The following is a 17,371-nucleotide window of genomic DNA, read 5'->3' as shown; positions in this document are numbered from 1 at the left end:
GAGCAAGGACGACCATCGCCTGCGCACCGAGCGCTTCCTGTTCCGGGAGAATGGCGAGGCGGCGCTGCGCAACGCCGCCCGCGTCTCGGCCGATTATGTCGTGCTGGCCAAGGCGCGGCTGGCCAGCGCCAAGGCACGCCGGCCGATCTCCGACAAGCTGATCGCGGCCGTGCCGGCCTCGCTGCGCGGCGACGTCTCCTTCGCCTTCCTCCAGGCGCAGCAGGCACGCCGCGGCGACAGGCTCGACGATGCCGTGAAGGCGCTGACCGCGATCCCGCGCGATCCGTCTTTGCTCGGCGACGGCGATGGCTGGTGGGAAGAGCGGCGCATCATCGCGCGCAAGCTGCTCGATGCAGGCCAAGCGCAGAAAGCCTATGAGGTCTCCTCCGGTCATGGCGCCGAGGATGCGGCCGAGCGGATCGAAGCCGAATGGCATGCGGGCTTCATCGCTCTGCGCTTCCTGAAGAAGCCGGATGTCGCGCTGAAGCATTTCGATGCGGCGGCAGGCATCGCCGAGACGCCGATCTCGATCGCGCGCGCCGCTTATTGGCAGGGCCGCGCCTATGAGGACCTCGGCAAGGCCGAAGAGGCCAAAGCCGCCTTCGGCAAGGCCGCGGAGCAGCCGGTCGCCTATTACGGACAATTGGCGCGGGCGAAGCTCGGCCTGGCCGGCCTGCCCTTGCGGCGCACGGTGGCGGCGGGGCTCGACACGCTGCCGGGCCATCGCGCCGTGCGCCTGCTCTACCGCATCGGCGAGCGCGACCTCGCCACGCTGATGCTGAACGATCTGGCGCAGCGCCTGCACACGACGGAGGCGCTGGAGGCGATCGCGGCCATCGCCCGGCGCGAGACCGATGCGCGCGCGCAGGTCGGCATCGGCAAGGCTGCGCTGCAACGCGGCTTCCCGCTCGACATGACGGCCTACCCGGTCAGCGGCATCCCGGATTTCGACGTGCTCGGCGACCCGATGGAACGCGCCATCGTCCATGCCATCGCCCGGCAGGAGAGCGCCTTCGATCCGACGGCGATGTCGGGTGCCGGCGCGCGCGGCCTGATGCAGATGATGCCGGCGACCGCCCGCGAGACGGCGCGCCGCGCCGGCCTTCCCTTCGACTGGGAGAAGCTGGGGCAGGACCCGCTCTATGCGGTGCGGATGGGCGCGGCCCATCTCAACGACCTGCTCAGGGAATGGCGCGGCTCCTATATCCTGACTTTCGCCGCCTATAATGCCGGCTCGCCCAATGTGAAGAAATGGATCGCCGCCTATGGCGACCCGCGCGACCCGGAGGTCGACGCCGTCGACTGGGTCGAGCGCATCCCGTTCTCGGAGACGCGCAACTATGTCCAGCGCGTGATGGAGAACCTGCAGGTCTATCGCGAGCGGCTGAACCAGCGCACGGCCTACCTGATCGACTACGACCTGAAGCGCGGCGGCAAGCGGGATTGAACGCTGCCCCTGCCGCCTCCCGCTGTCATTCCGGGCGCAGCGAAGCGGAGACCCGGAATCCATCGTAGAGCCAAGTTCGTGACAAGGATCGGCCCTCCGATGGATTCCGGATCGGCGCCGCTTCGCGGCTTGTCCAGAATGACGCGCTTCAAGGTGAGAGCCAGCCCTTTGCGCCCGCATCGCAACGATCTTCCCTGCCGATTGCAATATTTGAAATTTTCAATTATTTTCTGCCGGCAGCGGAGGAATTTCGATGCTGCAGGACATTGCCGATTTCGCGCCCACCCTTGAGGCTTGGCGCCGCGACCTTCACGCCCATCCCGAAATTGCCTTCCAGGAATTCCGAACCTCGGATTTCGTCGCAAAGACGCTCGCCTCCTTCGGCATCGAGGTGCATCGCGGGCTCGGCGGAACCGGCCTCGTCGGCGTCATCAAGGGTGCGGCCGAGGGGCCGACCATCGGACTGCGCGCCGACATGGACGCGCTGCCGATGGAAGAGGATACCGGGCTCGACTACCGCTCGACCACGAAGAGCCAGTTCCACGGCTGCGGCCATGACGGCCATACGGTGATGCTGCTGGCCGCGGCGCGCCATCTCGCCGCCAATCCGCCGAAGCGCGGCAGGGTCCACCTGATCTTCCAGCCGGCCGAGGAGATCGGCCAGGGCGCGCAGAAGATGATCGAGGACGGGCTGTTCGAGCGCTTCCCCTGCTCCGAGGTCTACGCGCTCCACACCATCCCGCTCTATGAGGAAGGCACTGCCGCGGTCCGGCCGGGCCCGACGCTGAGCGGCACGACCGTGTTCGAGATCACGATCAAGGGCAAGGGCGGCCACGGCGCGGCGCCCCATACGACTGACGATCCGCTGCAGGTCGCGGCGCGGCTCGCGATCGAGATCTCCTCGATCGTCGGTCGCCATGTCGATCCGATGCAGCCAGCCGTCATCAGCCTCGGGAAGCTCGTCGCCGGAACGGCCTCGAACATCATCCCGGACTCGGCCGAGCTCAGCGGCACGATCCGCACCTACAACCCCGAGACGGAGGCCCGCATCATCGACAAGCTCGATGCGGCCTGCCGGGGTCTGGCGCTGATGTCCGGCTGCACGATTACCTGCACCAAAAAGGCGAGCTGCCCGCCCTGCCTCAACGATCCCCGCGCCGCCGCCGCTGCGGCCGCTGCGGCAGGGCAGGTTCTCGGCGAGGCCAATGTGCAGACCGATCTGACGCCCCTGCCCTTCTCCGACGATTTCGCGCTGATGCTGCGGCAATGGCCGGGTGCGTATATCTTCCTCGGCCAGCCCGGCGCGATGTGCCACCATCCGACATTTGATTTCGACGACCGCCTGCTGCCGGTCGGCGCCAGCATCCTGTGCCGCCTCGTCGAGCGCCAGACCGGAGCCAACGCATGACCGCCGCCGCGATTCCAGCTGCCCAGCCGCGCTCCTCCGCCATGATCCGCCGCGCCGTGATCTCCTCGGTGATCGGCAATGGCCTCGAATGGTACGACTTCCTGGTCTACGGCTTCTTCGCCACGATCATCGCCCAGGTCTTCTTCCCGACCTCCGATCCGCTGGTCTCGACTCTCTTGACGGCAGCGACCTTCGCGATCTCCTTCCTCGTGCGGCCGGTCGGCGGCGTGCTGCTCTCGACCTATGCCGACCGCTTCGGCCGCAAGCCGATCCTGACGGTGATGATCCTGATCATGGGATTCTCGACCGTGCTGATCGGCCTGACGCCGGGCTATGCGACGATTGGCATCCTCGCGCCGATTCTCGTCATCCTCGCCCGCATCCTGCAGGGCATCTCGGTCGGCGCCGAATTCGCCTCGGCCACCGCCATGCTGGTCGAATACGCCCCGCCCGGCCGCAAGATGATGTTCGGCAGCTTCCAGATGTGCTCGCAGGCGCTGGCGCTCGCGCTCGCTGCCTTCTCCGGCTATGCGCTGGCGACGCTGCTGACGCCTCAGGACCTGCAAGACTGGGGCTGGCGCATTCCCTTCCTGCTGGGCTCGCTGATCACGCCGCTCGGCTTCTACATCCGCCGCTTCGTCGACGAATCGCCGGAATACGAGAAGGATAGCGGGCAGAGCGAAGGCCATACGCCCTTCCGCGCCGTGCTCGCCGAGCATCGCAACGCGCTGCTGCGCTGCTTCGGCATCATGATCCCCGGCACGGCCTCGAACTATGTCTGGTTCATCTTCCTGCCGGGCTATGTGATCCGCCAGCTCAAGCTGCCCTTCACCAGCGCCATGCTGAGCTCGCTGATCGGCGGCATCCTGCTCTTCATCTTCGTGCCGATCATGGGCCATCTCGCCGATCGCTGGAACGCCTTCCGGGTCTGGCTCCTGGGCATGCTGAGCTTCGCGCTGCTCTCCTACCCGCTGCTCGCCTATGTCGTGGCGCAGCCGAGCTTCGAGCGGCTGCTGACCGCGCAGGCGGTCTGCGCGCTCTCGATCGCCGCGATCTGGGCACCAACGCCGGGCCTGCTCGCCGGCATGTTCCCGACGCAGGTTCGCTCGACCGGCATGTCGATCGCCTACAATGTCGTGGTGCTGCTGTTCGGCGGGCTTGCGCCCTTCACGCTGACCTGGCTCGTGGCGAAGACCGGCTCCGACATGATGCCGTCCTATTACCTGCTCGCCTGCACGGCCGTTTCGCTGCTCGCGCTCGGGCTGGCGAGCCGGACGCGCCCGCAGGGCTGACTCGCAAAGCCAAAACCTGCAAAGCCAAGCAAGGGAGCCCGATGGCCCGCGACTCCTTCCTGACCTTCCGGCTCGACCAGTTGAGCCAGACCGCGATGGCGAAGGCCTCGCAGGTCTACAAGGAGCAGCTCGGCCTCAACATCCGCGAGCTCAGGGTCTTGCGCGCCATCGGCGACCAACCGGGGCTGTCCTCGCGAACCCTGTCGGAAGCGACCTTCATCGAGCAGACGCTGGTCTCGAAGCACTTGCGCAAGCTGGTCGATACGGGCCTCGTCCAGCGGGCGCTGGAAAGCGCCGACGCACGGCGCGTCGCGCTGCACCTGACCGCAGATGGCGACGCGATCCGCGAGGCCGCGGACCGGCTGGGCGAGGAGATGGAGCGCGATTTCCTTTCCGTGCTGACGCCGGAGGAGCTCGCCCAGTTCAACCGCTGCATCGACAAGCTGCGGCGCTGGGGCGCCTCCTGAACTGCAAGCCGGCTTTCGCGGGCTGCGTTGCCATGGTTAGGTGCGCTCCCGCCGCCTGCGCAGCCTTTTTGAGTCCCTCATGACGCCCGAAACCGGTTTCATCTCCCGCTTCGTCAGCGCCAGCGACGGGCTCAAGCTGCATTTCCGCGACTACGGGCCGCTCGCGGCGACCGCACTGCCCGTCATCTGCCTGCCGGGCCTCGCCCGCACCGCCGCCGATTTCCACGAGCTGGCACTTGCCCTGTCGCAGGACGAAGCCAAGCCGCGCCGCGTGCTGGCGCTCGATTATCGCGGCCGGGGCCTGTCCGAATACGACAGCAACTGGAAGAACTACGATATCCGCATCGAGCTCGACGACCTCGCCCAGGTGCTGGTCGCGGCCGGAATCGAGCAGGCCGTCTTCGTCGGCACCTCGCGCGGTGGCCTCCTCACCATGGCGCTGGCGGCGGCGCGGCCCGCCCTGATCCGCGGCGTCGTCTTCAACGATGTCGGCCCGGTGATCGATGCGCGCGGCCTGCTGCGGATCCGCGGCTATGTCGGCAAGCTGCCGGTACCGCGCAGCTTCCAGGAGGGAGCCGAGATCCTGAAGCGGCTTTCCGACCAGCAGTTCCCGGCGCTGGGCGAGGCGGAATGGGAGATGATGGCGCGCCGCACCTGGACCGACCGCGACGGCGCACTCCGGCCCGATTACGACGTCAAGCTGATGAAGGGGCTGGAGGAGCTCGATCTCGAGGCGCCGCTGCCGGTCCTATGGGTCTATTTCGACGCGCTCAAGACCGTGCCAATGCTGGCGATCCGCGGCGCCAATTCCGACCTCCTGGCGGAGAAGACCCTGGAGGAGATGGCGCAGCGCCATCCCGATTGCGATATCTACACCGCGCCCGGCCAGGGCCATGCCCCACTGCTCGGCAGCAAGGACATGTTCCGGCGCATTGCCAAGCTGATCGCCCGGTCGGAACGCCGCGCAGCCTGATCCTAGAGCGTGCTTCGTTTTCACGGCAGCACGGCGTCATCCCGGACAAGCGGCGAAGCCGCGTCGATCCGGGATCCATCGTAGCGCTCCGGAGTCCTCCGATGGACCCCGGGGCAGGCCCGGGATGACGACGTGGTTCCGCGTAAAATCAGCAGGATCTAGTCAGGATTTCGGGCGCTTGGCTTCGGCCGTGCCCGCTGCGATCTCCGCGACGTTCCTCTGCCCCGCCGTGCCGTCGTCGCGCGAAGTCTCGACCTCGCCGGCCTTGGCCCGCCTGGCGAACTCTGTCTCTGTCCCAGCCGCCAGAAGCTTGGCCTGACCGACCCAGTCCTCGCGCTCGATCCGGCCGGGAAAGGCGAGATAGCCGCCGACCCATTCGACGTTTTCGACCGTCCAGCCGGCGATCTGCTCGAAATGCCAGATGCCGAGGCCGTGCAGCCGGCCTTCGTTCTGTCGACCGATGCCCTTGATCAGCTTCAGGTCGTCGGCCTTGTCGTCGCGGGCTGCGACCAACCCGGGTGGGCGCTGGCCGGGCAGCTCCGCCTCGTTCTCGACGGGCGGAAGCTGCGGTTGCGGTTTCACCGGCGGCACAGCCGGAGAAGATGCCTTGGCGGCAGCCGGCACAGGCTCGGCCGCGGCAGCCGCACCGGCCTGCGCGACCTCCCGTGCGGCCGGCCTGCGCAGGAGGCCCGCGCAGACGCAGCCGGCCCAATAAGCCGCGATGAACAGCAGGGCTGTCTCGACCCAGGTCGCCGGCATGCCGTTCAGAAGCTGGAACCAAGTCACGGCGGCGCCCGCGACCCAGAACATCGCGAGCACACTCCAGGCCCCGCTCCAGAGGCGGGGTTTGCCGCCATCCTGGCTGATCCAGCCCATGGCAAAGCCGAGGCCGAAGGCGGCGAGGAGGAACCAGACGAACTGGCTGGCGAGATAGAGCATGTCAGCCTCCTATTTCGCCACGGTGAATTGGACACGGCGGTTCATCGCCCGGGCCTCAGCCGCTTCGTGCGGGACGAGCGGACGGGTGCTGCCATAGCCCTTGACGGCCAGCTTGCCGGGATCGATGCCGCGCCGCGCCAGCTCGTCGCGCACGCGCAAGGCCCGGCGCAGCGACAAACCCATATTGTCGAAGCCGCGGCGCTCGCCATCGCGATTGGCATGTCCCTCGATCACGACCGGCGAGCCCGGGCACTTCTTCAGGATCGCAGCAGCTTCGCCGATGACGCGGTCGGTCGTGGCGTCCAGCTCGACGACCGAGGTTCCCTGACCGAACAGGACGGTGTTGCGCTTGGTCAGTCCGTCGAGATCGTTCTGGCAGCTCGCCGGCGGGTCGACCACGCAGCCGGTCTGGCGCAACTCCACCACCGCATCGGCCTTGAATCCCTGCGGCAGGCCCGTGGCGGCGCTGGTCTCGATCTCGCTCTTGATCAGGTCGCGGCAGGTCAGGCCACGCAATGTCACGCGGTCGTCCACGATCGCTGCCGAACCGAGATCGAGGCGCAGCAGGTCGGTGAGCACGGCGCGGGCCGCATCGGCGAAGCCCGCCGGAGCTCCCGGGACGAGCGTCGTCGCATCCTCGAAGCGGTCCTTCAGCGGCGAATCCGCCACGAGCGTACGCAACGCTCCTTGCGCCGCCTGGTCGGGCAGGTAGCCGGAGAGACGCAGGCCGGTTCGGTCGGCAGATAGCGACAGGCCGTAAGGCCGCACGACTACGCTCTCCGGCAGGCTTGCCAGCGCAAGGCCGGTGGGGGCATTGCGAGCGAGAAGCTCGCGCAACGCCGACTGGCTTGCCGCATCGGCAATCTCTCCGGCGATGGTGAAAGCCTTGTCGCGGATGCCCACGGAGCCGGTCTTGAGCTTGGACAGGGCTTCGAGTGCAAAGGCGGCCGAGGCCCGCAAGTCGAGATCCGAACGCAACGCCGGCTCGACGATCATGCGATCGTCCAGGGCCGTTTCGCCGAAGAGCCCGCGCGCTGCCGCAATAATGCCCGCGCGGGCCGCCTCATCCGGCAGCTTGCCGCTCAAGCGCAGGTCGCTTTCGGTCCGCGTAGCGCTCCATTCCAGCGGCACAGGCGCGACCGTGCGCGCCGCCGCCACGGGGGCACCCGCCGGCGCAGCGGAGCCGGGACCTTGCGGCGTTGCCGAGCCCGCGGCCGAAGAGGGTGGTGAGCCTTCCGGCTTCGGCGCAGCGGGCAGCACGTCATGCAAGATCAAGCCCGGCATTTCCGGCAAGGGGACGACGACCGGCACCGGCGGCGGGGGCGCCGGTGGGCATTCGATCGTGGCCTGGGCCACCGAATCCGGGCCATCGAGCTGGGCGATCTGCAGGCGCAAGGCCTGGCAGGCCTCGTAAGTCTCGGGCCCCTTGCCCGCCAGGGCGTAATTCTCGCCGTCGATCTCGGCCTTGCCCTGGCGCAGCCGTGCGAGATCGCCGATGGCGCGCGTCACCTTCGCGAGGAAGGCGGAAGGCGCGCCGAGCGCCGGCTTCATCTCGTCGCGAAGGGATGCAGCGCCTGCCCCGAAAGCCTGCCGCGCCGCAGCCAGGATCTGGCCGCGCGTTTCCTGGTCGGGATAGAAGCCGCGCATCGTCAGGCCCGCGGCGGGATCATGTTCCATGCTCCAGCGATAGGGCGTCTGTGTCGGCGGTTCGAGATCACAGCCGACGGCGCGGAAGCCCGGCCGCTGCGCCCGTGCCATCGCCGCTTCGAGGGCGAGGAACGAATCCGGGGTCGCTGCCTTGCCCTCGATGCAGAACCGGCCATCGTCGAGGGTGACCCGTCCCACGGCCAGTTTCGGCAATTCGGCCAGCATCGCCACGGCCATCGCGGCGAAGCCCTCCGGCGCGCCGAAGGCGACGGTCTGCCGATCGTCGATCCGCAGCCCGGGCAAGGCCGCCGAAGCGACCGCCGCATTGGCCGCGGCCGTGTCGAGATCCGGTACGAAGCCACCCAGCGTGACGCTGTCCGGCTGGCGGCTGGCGAACCAGGAATAGGGTTTCTGGGCAACGACCTGCGACAAGCCGCCGAGCGTCCGGCGCACGCCGAATTCGCCATGCAGCCGGGCCATCGCCTTGTTCGCGCCATCGGAGGACAAGACCTCGCCGCCGATGGTGACGTCGCGCCCATCGACCTGGGCCACGACCGGGCGGGCACCCGGCGTCGTGCCGGCGGCGGCCGCTACGGCCTGCTCCGCGCGCAGGCCGACATCACGCTCGATGGCCGCGTCGAGCGCCAGATTGCCGGCTCCCCACAACAAGCCCAGTGGGATCAGCCCCCAGAGCCAACGCGCCGGTTGAGACATGCACCGCCCCCTGCCCGCACCTGCCCGAAGGCCCGGCGCGGTACCTCATGATCGGAAGCGCCCTCGTTTTTCAAAGGCTTGTTGAGCGATCCGCAGATATCGTTTCAACGAACGCTCGGCGCCCTTCCCTGGCGGGATCGCAGCCGGAACGCCCTTGCCAGATCAGGCCGGGCGCAGGGTCCCCGTCAACAGGGAAGCCGAAGCAACCCACATAAAAAAGAAGCCCCGGGTTGCCCCGGGGCTTCCTGACTAGAGATCGGAGACCGATCAGAAGTCGCGCTGAACGCGCAGACGGCCCTGGAAGGAGTCGTCCGACTTGGTCAGGACGCCGACCGGACGGCCAGCCGCCTGGACGAAGCTCTTCACGCGGGCGTTGGCGTAGAGGACCTCGACGCCGATGTCGAGACCGGCAACCGGCGACCAGATCAGGTTCGAACCGACGCGCCACTCTTCCGGATCCAGGCCGACATTGCCCAGAGCGCCGATGTTGTTCGAGTAGTCGAGCTTCGAGTACGAACCATACACGGCCTGACGGATCGTGGGGGTCCAGTAGTGCAGGAAGCCGGCGGTCAGGGCATAGCCCTTGGTCAGCTTCATCGAACCAAAGACGTCGATGTTAGCGTCCGAGTTCGCGATCAGCAGACGGCCGACGTTGGTGTTGCCGCTCCAGGTCGAGCCCTGCGAGTTACCGCCGTAGCCGAGATAGGAGATGCCGCCTTCGGCGTAAGCAGCCTGCAGCCAAAGCTCGTCGCCAGCGGCGAGCATGGGCAGGTTGATCTTGACGCCAGCCTGCAGAGCGAAGCCGGTCTTGTCACCCGAGCCGAAGCCGGTGCTCGCGATGGTCTTGCGCTGGAACACGGCGCCCGACAGCTGAGCGGAGCCCCAGCCCTGAGCAACGTTCAACGAACCAACGAGATCCGGATAGTCCGAACCGCCCTGGATGAAGTTGCCGACGTTCGGCTGACCGTTGCTGGCCGAGCCGGGGGAGACGACGACGTTGCCGACGCGATGCTCGTTCGAATCTTCGAGAGCAAGGGTCGCCGAGAAGCCGCTGCCGAAGGTCGCGGTGTAGGCGAGCAGGTTGACGACGTTGTCCGAGCCACGGATCGGGCCGTAGTTCAGAGCGTCAGCATAGAAGTCGAAGAACGACTGCGAACGACCGGCCGTGAGGGGGCCGAACTGAACGAAGGCGCGATCGAGGTTCGAGGAGGTGCCGCTGGCGCCGGGGATGCCCGCGTTGGTGATGCCACCCTGGCCGCTGAAGGCCGGAGCGCTACCGTTGGTGCCCTGGTTGTACGAGCCGGTCGAGACGGTCGTGTCGAGGCGGACGAACGTGCGCAGCGTGCCATAGGCAGTCTGGTTACGAGCGTCGATGTAGATACGACCGCGAGCGCGCATGCCGTACTGGTCCTGCGTGTCGAGACCAACGCCGTTGAACTTCTGCTGGACGATGTACTCAGCGCGGACACGACCACCAACGCGGAGGCAGGTGTCGGTGCCCGGGATGTAGAAGAAGCCGGCGCCGAAAGCGGAGCAGACACGAACGTATTCGACCGGAGCGGCCTTCCGCGAGGGAAGGTCGGCGGCCTGAGCCCCGGCGACCGCGGCGATGCCGGCGGCGGAACCGAGGAGGAGGCTCTTGACGAGCTTCATTTGGTAACCTCCAAAAGAGTTTCGAGACCCTCGGGCTTCAGCCTGCCCCCCGCCCCAAGCTTTCTAGCCTGATCGCAGAACCTGCCTATTCCCGGTCTTTCGCCTGCGTCACCGACCTATTTCGGAGGCGAAGGCGAAAAACAGCGACCGGGAACGTCCCGACGCATTCCCACCATACGAAAGCCGCCCTGCCGATCAACCACGATCCGCCGCCCGAGCCTGTGAATGGGGTGCTTTGGAAACCGGTGTTGCAGGGGAGCCACGCTTTGACCGGCGAAATTCACCAAGCATTAACCCCGACGGCACCGCACAAGAGGTTTTCGGCTTGCCGCCGCCCAGAATCGCACCTTGAAAAACGGGATTCGGGCCGAATCTCCTCGCGGCCGGGTTTCCGGACAGCGAGGCCGATTCAGTATTCCCACTCGGCGCCGATTCCCACCGCAGCGCTGCCATCCGCCCCGGTCTCGGCCTGGAGCTTTAGGCGCTTGGTCACGTCGATGCCGACCGAGACGCCGCTGTCCTCCGGCTTGGAGCCGACCTTCACCCCGACCGAGATGTTGTCGCTGATATAGCGCGAGGCCCCGACGGTCGGCCCGCCCGCTCCCATCTGGATGTCGAGATTGTCGACGCCCAGCGATTTGCGCAGCCGCTCGAAGGTGTCGTCGCCGCCACCGCCCGCGAACTGCGCCGCCGCCTGCGCGAGCTGCAGGGCCTGGAAGGGCGAGAGCGAGCCCGAGGCGCGGGCGAAGAGCAGCCGCGACAGCACCTCGTCGGGCGGCAATTCGGGCTGCGAGGTGAAGGTGAAGGCCGGCTGGTCGGCCGGGCCGCTGATGATGATCCTGGCGGTCACGTCGCCGGCGCTGGTCTGGGCGATGAAGTCGAGATCGGGAATCAGCCCGCCGGCAAAGGTCAGCCGGCCGCGGCTGAAATCGAGGCGCTGGGTCAGGACGCTGAGCCTGCCGCGGCGCAGTTCGAACCCACCGTCCAGCGCGGGCGCCGAAGAGGTGCCGCCGACGCGAATCTCGCCGCCGAGCTCGGCGTCGATGCCGCGGCCGCGGATGAAGACCTTGCTGGGAGCGGAGACGGTCAGCGCGAGGGTCGCATCGAAGGCCGGTGCGGCGCGGCCCCCGCGGCCCTTGGCCTGCCGCGCCTTGCGGGCCGCGGCGAGGCGTGCGGCGGCCGCGCCTTTTGCGTTCACATGCTTGATTCCGTCGACCGGGCGCAGCGTCGCCGGCAGACGGTCGGGCACGGAGACGTCGAGCGAGGCGATGTCGATCCGGCCGCCGAGGCGCGGGCGCTGGGCCAGCGGCCCGGTGACTTCGAGGTTCAACCCGGCGACGGCCGTCACCAGTCCGCTGGAGACGAGCTGGGCCCGGTCGCCGCGAATGCGGATATTGCCGGGGAATCCCGCTGCGGGATCGACCTTGACCTGGCCGCTCGCGGAAATCGTACCGCCGTTCGGCGTCTGGGCGGAGGCGCGCTCGATCGTCAGGTTGTCGCCGTTGGCGGCGATGCGGGCCTCGATCGCGTTGAGTCGGATGCCTTGCAGGGCGTCGATGAAGCTGCCGCCGGTCAAGGTCGCGTTGCCGCTGAGGCGTGGGGCGGAAGCGGTTCCGCCGGCACGCATGTCGAGCGCGACCGCACCGGTGACGCGCTGGCCGCTCGCCCCCAGGATCGTGTTGGCGAGCGCCGCATCGACGCGGCCCTGGGCCGTGAGATCGAGCGGGCCGGTGGCATTGAGCGGCGCGGTGCCGCGCAGGGTCAGGCTGGCGCCCTTGCCGGCATTCACGGTGGCGGAGATACCCGCGGCATCGCCCTTGAGCGCGCCCTCGCCCTGGATCTCGATCGGAGGCAGCCCGGCCTGTCGGGTTTCGGGCGTGACGAGCTGGGCAATCCTGAGCTTCCAGGGCCCCGAGAGATCGCCGGGCTTGCCCATGACCTGAGCCTCAGCGTTCAGCGTGCCGCCGAGCTTGAGGCTGGGCACGGCGATGCTGGCGGCGGAAAGCGGAACGTCGCGGGCAGCGAAGCGCAGATCGAGCGTCTCGCCGGCGCGGCCGTCGAGCGTCACCCGCCCCTTGTCGATCATCACAGCGAGATTGGCGATCTCGACGCCGGAGGCCGGGAAGCTGAACGAAGCGGCGTTGGCCAGCGTGATCGCGCGACCGTCGCGGCGCGCGTCGAAAGAGGCGAGTTCCAGCTTCAGCGGTTCGCCCGGCACGAGACGGCCGGCGCCCTTCAGGACGAAGCCGCGGGCATTGGCGCTCAGCGTGAAGGCGCTGGCATCGGGCGCGCCCTTCGAATCGAAGCGGATTCCGCTGATCGCCTCGCCAGCCGCGACGGCTCGGTCGATCGCGACCGCGGCATCGAGCATCGGACGGCCATAGATATCCTTGGCATTGGCGCGGGCATCGAGCTTGTCGATGGTCAGCGAGGGACCGGCAAGCCGCGAACCGCGGGCGGTCAGATCGAGATCCTGCCGGCCTTCCGGCGCCGCGAGAACGATGTCGGCATCGAGCTGGCCGCCGAGCTTGGTCAGCGCGAGCGCCGAGAGATCGTCGAGATTGCGAGCCGCGAGCGTCAGGCGCCCGGCCGCGCGGCTCGCCGGATCGAGCGTCAGGCCGCCGTTCAGGCGGACAGAGCCGAGCGCGAAATCGAGCGTCGAGAGATTCCAGCCGTCATCGGGCTGGCGCGCGAGGCGCAGCGAGCCGGTCGCCGGCTTGGAATCGACTTCGCCGGACAGGGTCACGCTGGCGTCGAGCGCGCCCTGCAGGTCCTTCGCCACCGCATCGATCGTCAGGCGCGGGATCGGCCGGGCGAGCGCGGTCGCATTGGCGACGGCGATGCGGGCGGTGGCGTCGAGCTTGTTCTGCGGGCCGGTGATCTGAGCGGTGACGTCGCCCCGGCCGGAGAGGCGCGGATCGGCGCGCTTGAGATCGGGCAGGTTCAGCGCGAGCTTCAGGTCGGATTGCTGCTGTCCGAGCGAGCCGTCGGCGGTGAAGGCAGCATGCTGGCCCGCCACGCGCAGGCCGCTCACCGTATAGTCGCCGGCGAGCGCATTGACGCGGCCGGCAAGGGTCAGGTTGCCGGCGAGCAGGCGGTCGAGCGCGGCTTCGCCGGTGGCAAGGCGCTCGGCCTTGCCCGCGAGCGTCGCGGTGTAGTTGTTCAGGCGCGGCGTCGCGTCGAGATCGGCGGTGATATCAGCCCGGCCGCCGAGCGGGCGACCCGCAAGACCGCTCAAGCGGGCGAGATCGGGCAGCACGGCCTTGAGCTGGCCGAGCATGCGCGCCTGGCCGAGCTTGCCTTTGTAGTCCAGCTCGACGCCGGAAAGCGCGAGCTTCAGCGTCTCGAAATCGGCGGTGCCGTCGTCGTTGCCGGTGCCGCGCAAGGTGAAGCTGACCCTGTCGCCGACCGCGCGCATCAGCGCCTTGTCGGCCAGGACGATCCCGCTGGCTTCGCCATCGGAGGTCAAGGCGATGCGGGTACCGGGCTCGCCGATGGTGCCGGTCGGCGTCGCGTTGAAGGTGAGCGCGACCTTGCCGAACTGCCCGGCCGGCAGCTTGGCGTCGTTGGCGTCGAGCTTTGCGACGACGGTCGGCCCGGCGACCGGGCCACGGATCGTCGCGTCGAAAGCGAGCTTGCCGATCTCGGTGCCGGAGGCGACCGTGCGGCCACCCTCGTTGGGGCGCGAAGCCGCAGACACGCGCAGATCGAGCGTCTTGTCGGGATTATAGCGGCCAAGCACGTCGAGGCGCGCCAGCGCCGAGACGAGCGCCAGATTGCGGATATCGACGCCGCTGTCGTCACGCAGGCCGATCGCGCCGTCGAGCTTGGTCGAGCCGGCGAAGACCGGCGCCACCGGGGCCGGCATCAGGCCCTCGATACGGGCATCGAGCGCCAATGCGAGCGAGCGCTCGGCACCGGCGCGGGTCAGCGTTGCCGAACCATTGGCACCGATCGTCGGGCCCGCCGTGAAGACGAGGCTGGAGCGGAAGGAATCGAGCGGGCCATCGCCGGTGAGATCGAGCTTCACCGGCGGCTCGCCCGGCAGACCCGCAACCTTCGAGATCAGGCCTCCCGCCGGCTCGTCGAGCTTGGCGGCCAGTTGCAGGCGCGTGCTCTCCGGCACGAAGGACAGCGTGACGTCGAAGAGCCCGCCCATGTCGAGCCGCTTCGCCTGAAATTTGAGGTCCAGCCCCTCGTTGGGCGGCCCGAGGCGCGCCGCGCCATTGGCGCTGAGGCGGGCGGCGACGCCGAGCACGGGCTGACCAAGCGCCAGTTCGTTGAGCTGGAGGGCGCGGATAATCACCTTGAGCGGCAGCTCGGGCAGGATCGGCTCGTTGCTCGGGGGCGCGGTTCCAGCCCGCTGCGGCGCAGGCTTGCGCAGGATTTCGAGCTTGCCGATCTCCAGCCGGTCGACATCGAGCCTTCGCAGCAGCAGGGCGCTGCGGGTCCAGATCAGTCGGACGCGATCGAGCCTGAGCCACGCGCCGTCGCGATCCGAGAGCACGATGTCGCGGATCTCGACATCGGAGGAGAGCGCGCCGTTGACTTCGCCGATCGAGACCTGGCTCGTGCTGCTCGACAATGCCTTGGAGATCAGGTCGGCGACGACGCCGCGATCGGTCTGCGCGTTCTGGGCGAAGCCGCCGAAATGGGCCGAGAACAGGAAGCCCGCCGTCAGCAACAGGGCTAATAGCGCGAGACGGGGAATGGTGAGGAGCCGGCGCATCAGAAGGCCTGTCCGATGCTGACATAGAGCGCGACCGGCTTGTCGCCCTTGCGCGGGTTGAGCGGCGCGGCGATGTCGACGCGGATCGGCCCGATGCCAGTATAGTAGCGGAAGCCCAGGCCTGCGGCCATCTGCAGTTTCTGCTTGCCGTCCGGGAGGCTGGATTCGAAGGCGGTGCCGGCATCGAAGAAGGGCACGATGCCGATCGTGTCGGTGATCTTGATGCGAGCCTCGACCGAGGCTTCCAGCAGGCTGCGGCCGCCGATGATCTGCCCGAACGGACCGAGCGGGGACAGGCTGCGATAGGCATAGCCGCGCACCGAGCCGCCGCCGCCGGCATAGAAGCGCCGCGTCGCCGGGATGTCCTCGAGGCTGGCGCCGGAGATCGAGCCGAAGCCGACGCGGCCGGCCAGGATATAGCGGGCATCCTCGTCCAGCGCGTAGTAGGCGGAGACGGCCGCCTTGGTCTGGTAGATGCCGACCGTCGAGCCGAGGAAGGTCGGATAGGGCGTGAAGGAGGCCGTCGCCCGGAAGCCGCGCGTCGGGTCGAGCAGGTTGTCGGTGGAATCGTATTTCACCGAGAGAGGTATGCCGACCAGGGTGTAGTCCACCTGCCCGAGCACGTCGCTGGTCTGGCCACGCTCGACCTCGATACCGGCCTGGACCGAGAAGGTGTCGCTGAAGCGATGGCGGATCGCGGTGGTGACGTTGGCATAGCGCGCGGTGTAGCCGCCATAGCGGTTTAGGCCGACACGCTCGCGCGTCGCGACACCGTCGATCAGCAGATCGTTGCGGCTGCCGTTCAGCGCCGGCTTCATGAAGCTGAAGGCGAAGCGGCCGCCGAGATCGGATTCCTTGAAATCGCCGAAGCGCTGGATCTTGGTGCCGTCGATGCGCGGGGCGAAGAAGACGCTGGCCTCCAGCCGCAGGCGCTCGGCGCCGCCGAACAGATTGCGGTGCTCCCAATAGGTCTTCACCGCCGGGCCATCGATGGTCGAATAGCGGGCCGAGAAGCCGAGCAGGCGCTTGGGCCGCTCGGTCACCTCGACGAAGATCGGCAGGTTGCCGGCGCCGTCGAGCTTGTCGCCCTCGCGGATGCGGACGGAGCCGACGGCGGGAATCGTCGCGATCGAGCGGCGGGTATCGGCCAGCGCCTTCGGCGAATAGGGATCGCCGGGCTCCAGATAGATGAAGGAGCGCACGACCGCGGGCGGGATCTCGTCGGTCTGGCCAACCGTGATGTCGCCGAAGCCGGCGAGCGGCCCCGGCGCGATGACATAGGTCACGTCCATGATGCCGGCGGCATGGTCGACGACCGGCCGCAGCTCGACGACCTTGGCCAGCGGGCGCGACTGCGCCCGCATGTAATCGACCAGGGCCGCCTGGGCGGCCTTCAAGGCGGCCGAGGTTGCCGGCTCCCCCGCTTTCAGCCGGGAGACCTTGACGGGGTCGGCGATGGCCGGCGGGCCGGCTTCGTCGCGCTCGACGACATCGATCCTGCGCAGGCCGAAGACCTTGCCGGGCCTTGCCCTGACCGTGATCGGCACGGCGTCGCGGTTGCGATGAGCTTCGAGCGTCCGCACCAGCGTCGCATCGGGCTCGGCCCCGATCTTGAGCGAGACACCGTCGACGATCAGCGTGACATCGGCGTTGAAATAACCCTGCGACCAGAGCGCATCGAGCATCGGGTTCAGGTCTGTCGCCATCCGGCGCGACAGGGATTCGCCGTCGGGCGGGGCATCCTGGCGCAGGCGATAGAGCAGCGAGGCGTCCTGCAGCGAGCGCGTCAGAGCCTTGGCGTCGTCGGCCTCGCCGAGATCGAAATCGAGCTTGTAAGGCAAGGCGGACGGGCTCGGGGCCGGTGGCTCGTCCTTCTTGGTGAAGAGACCAAACACGTCCAGCGACGAGAGATCGAAAGCCCGGGCCGGTTCCGCCTGCAGGCTCAGCAGTGTGGCAAACGCACAACCGCCGCTCAGCGCGACCGCATGCCCTGCCCTACGCCAAAACCGCATCCGCCCTCCAAGCAACCCCCACACTCAAACCGTGCCCATGCCCGCCGCCATCATAGGGAGCGGACAGGCATGTGCAATGCTCAAGGACTC

Annotated in this window: 10 protein-coding genes; 5 read left to right on the top strand and 5 right to left on the bottom strand. The window is 68.2% G+C overall.

Annotated elements, in window-relative coordinates:
• From JHD80_RS16530 to JHD80_RS16510, 5 genes are all read left to right on the top strand, one after another.
• A partial coding sequence (locus tag JHD80_RS16530) for a lytic transglycosylase domain-containing protein (RefSeq protein WP_199089439.1) occupies nt 1-1,447 on the top strand: 1,447 nt, incomplete at its 5' end.
• 253 nt (nt 1,448-1,700) lie between these two features.
• Nucleotides 1,701-2,855, top strand: coding sequence for an amidohydrolase (locus tag JHD80_RS16525; RefSeq protein WP_199089438.1), 1,155 nt, complete (start codon nt 1,701-1,703; stop codon nt 2,853-2,855).
• Nucleotides 2,852-4,147, top strand: coding sequence for an MFS transporter (locus JHD80_RS16520; RefSeq protein WP_199089437.1), 1,296 nt, complete (start codon nt 2,852-2,854; stop codon nt 4,145-4,147). Before JHD80_RS16525 ends, JHD80_RS16520 begins: the two co-directional genes overlap by 4 nt.
• Nucleotides 4,148-4,188: 41 nt before the next feature.
• Nucleotides 4,189-4,614, top strand: a complete 426-nt coding sequence (locus tag JHD80_RS16515) for a MarR family winged helix-turn-helix transcriptional regulator (protein WP_199089430.1) — start codon at nt 4,189-4,191, stop codon at nt 4,612-4,614.
• A 79-nt stretch (nt 4,615-4,693) separates the two neighbouring features.
• Complete coding sequence (locus tag JHD80_RS16510; RefSeq protein ID WP_199089428.1) at nt 4,694-5,587, top strand: alpha/beta fold hydrolase; 894 nt, start codon at nt 4,694-4,696, stop codon at nt 5,585-5,587.
• Between the two features lie 162 nt (nt 5,588-5,749).
• Here JHD80_RS16510 and JHD80_RS29300 read toward each other — a convergent pair whose 3' ends face one another.
• From JHD80_RS29300 to JHD80_RS16485, 5 genes are all read right to left on the bottom strand, one after another.
• Entirely contained in the window at nt 5,750-6,526 is a 777-nt protein-coding gene (locus JHD80_RS29300) for a hypothetical protein (RefSeq protein ID WP_199089426.1), read from the bottom strand.
• Nucleotides 6,527-6,535: 9 nt separating this feature from the next.
• Nucleotides 6,536-8,887 carry an OmpA family protein gene (locus tag JHD80_RS16500; protein ID WP_199089424.1) on the bottom strand — a complete coding sequence of 784 codons (2,352 nt, stop codon included), beginning with the start codon at nt 8,885-8,887 and terminating at the stop codon, nt 6,536-6,538.
• A 267-nt stretch (nt 8,888-9,154) separates the two neighbouring features.
• Nucleotides 9,155-10,540 carry a porin gene (locus tag JHD80_RS16495; RefSeq protein ID WP_199089422.1) on the bottom strand — a complete coding sequence of 462 codons (1,386 nt, stop codon included), beginning with the start codon at nt 10,538-10,540 and terminating at the stop codon, nt 9,155-9,157.
• Between the two features lie 409 nt (nt 10,541-10,949).
• Nucleotides 10,950-15,269, bottom strand: coding sequence for a translocation/assembly module TamB domain-containing protein (locus tag JHD80_RS16490; protein ID WP_199089420.1), 4,320 nt, complete (start codon nt 15,267-15,269; stop codon nt 10,950-10,952).
• Nucleotides 15,269-17,281 carry an autotransporter assembly complex protein TamA gene (locus JHD80_RS16485; protein WP_199089404.1) on the bottom strand — a complete coding sequence of 671 codons (2,013 nt, stop codon included), beginning with the start codon at nt 17,279-17,281 and terminating at the stop codon, nt 15,269-15,271. Before JHD80_RS16485 ends, JHD80_RS16490 begins: the two co-directional genes overlap by 1 nt.
• Between the last annotated feature and the right edge of the window lie 90 nt (nt 17,282-17,371).

This window comes from Allobosea sp. ASV33, assembly GCF_016428755.1.
GTDB lineage: Bacteria > Pseudomonadota > Alphaproteobacteria > Rhizobiales > Beijerinckiaceae > Allobosea.
Note: the sequence above shows the minus strand (reverse complement) of the source record. Positions and strands in the feature narration are given on the sequence as shown.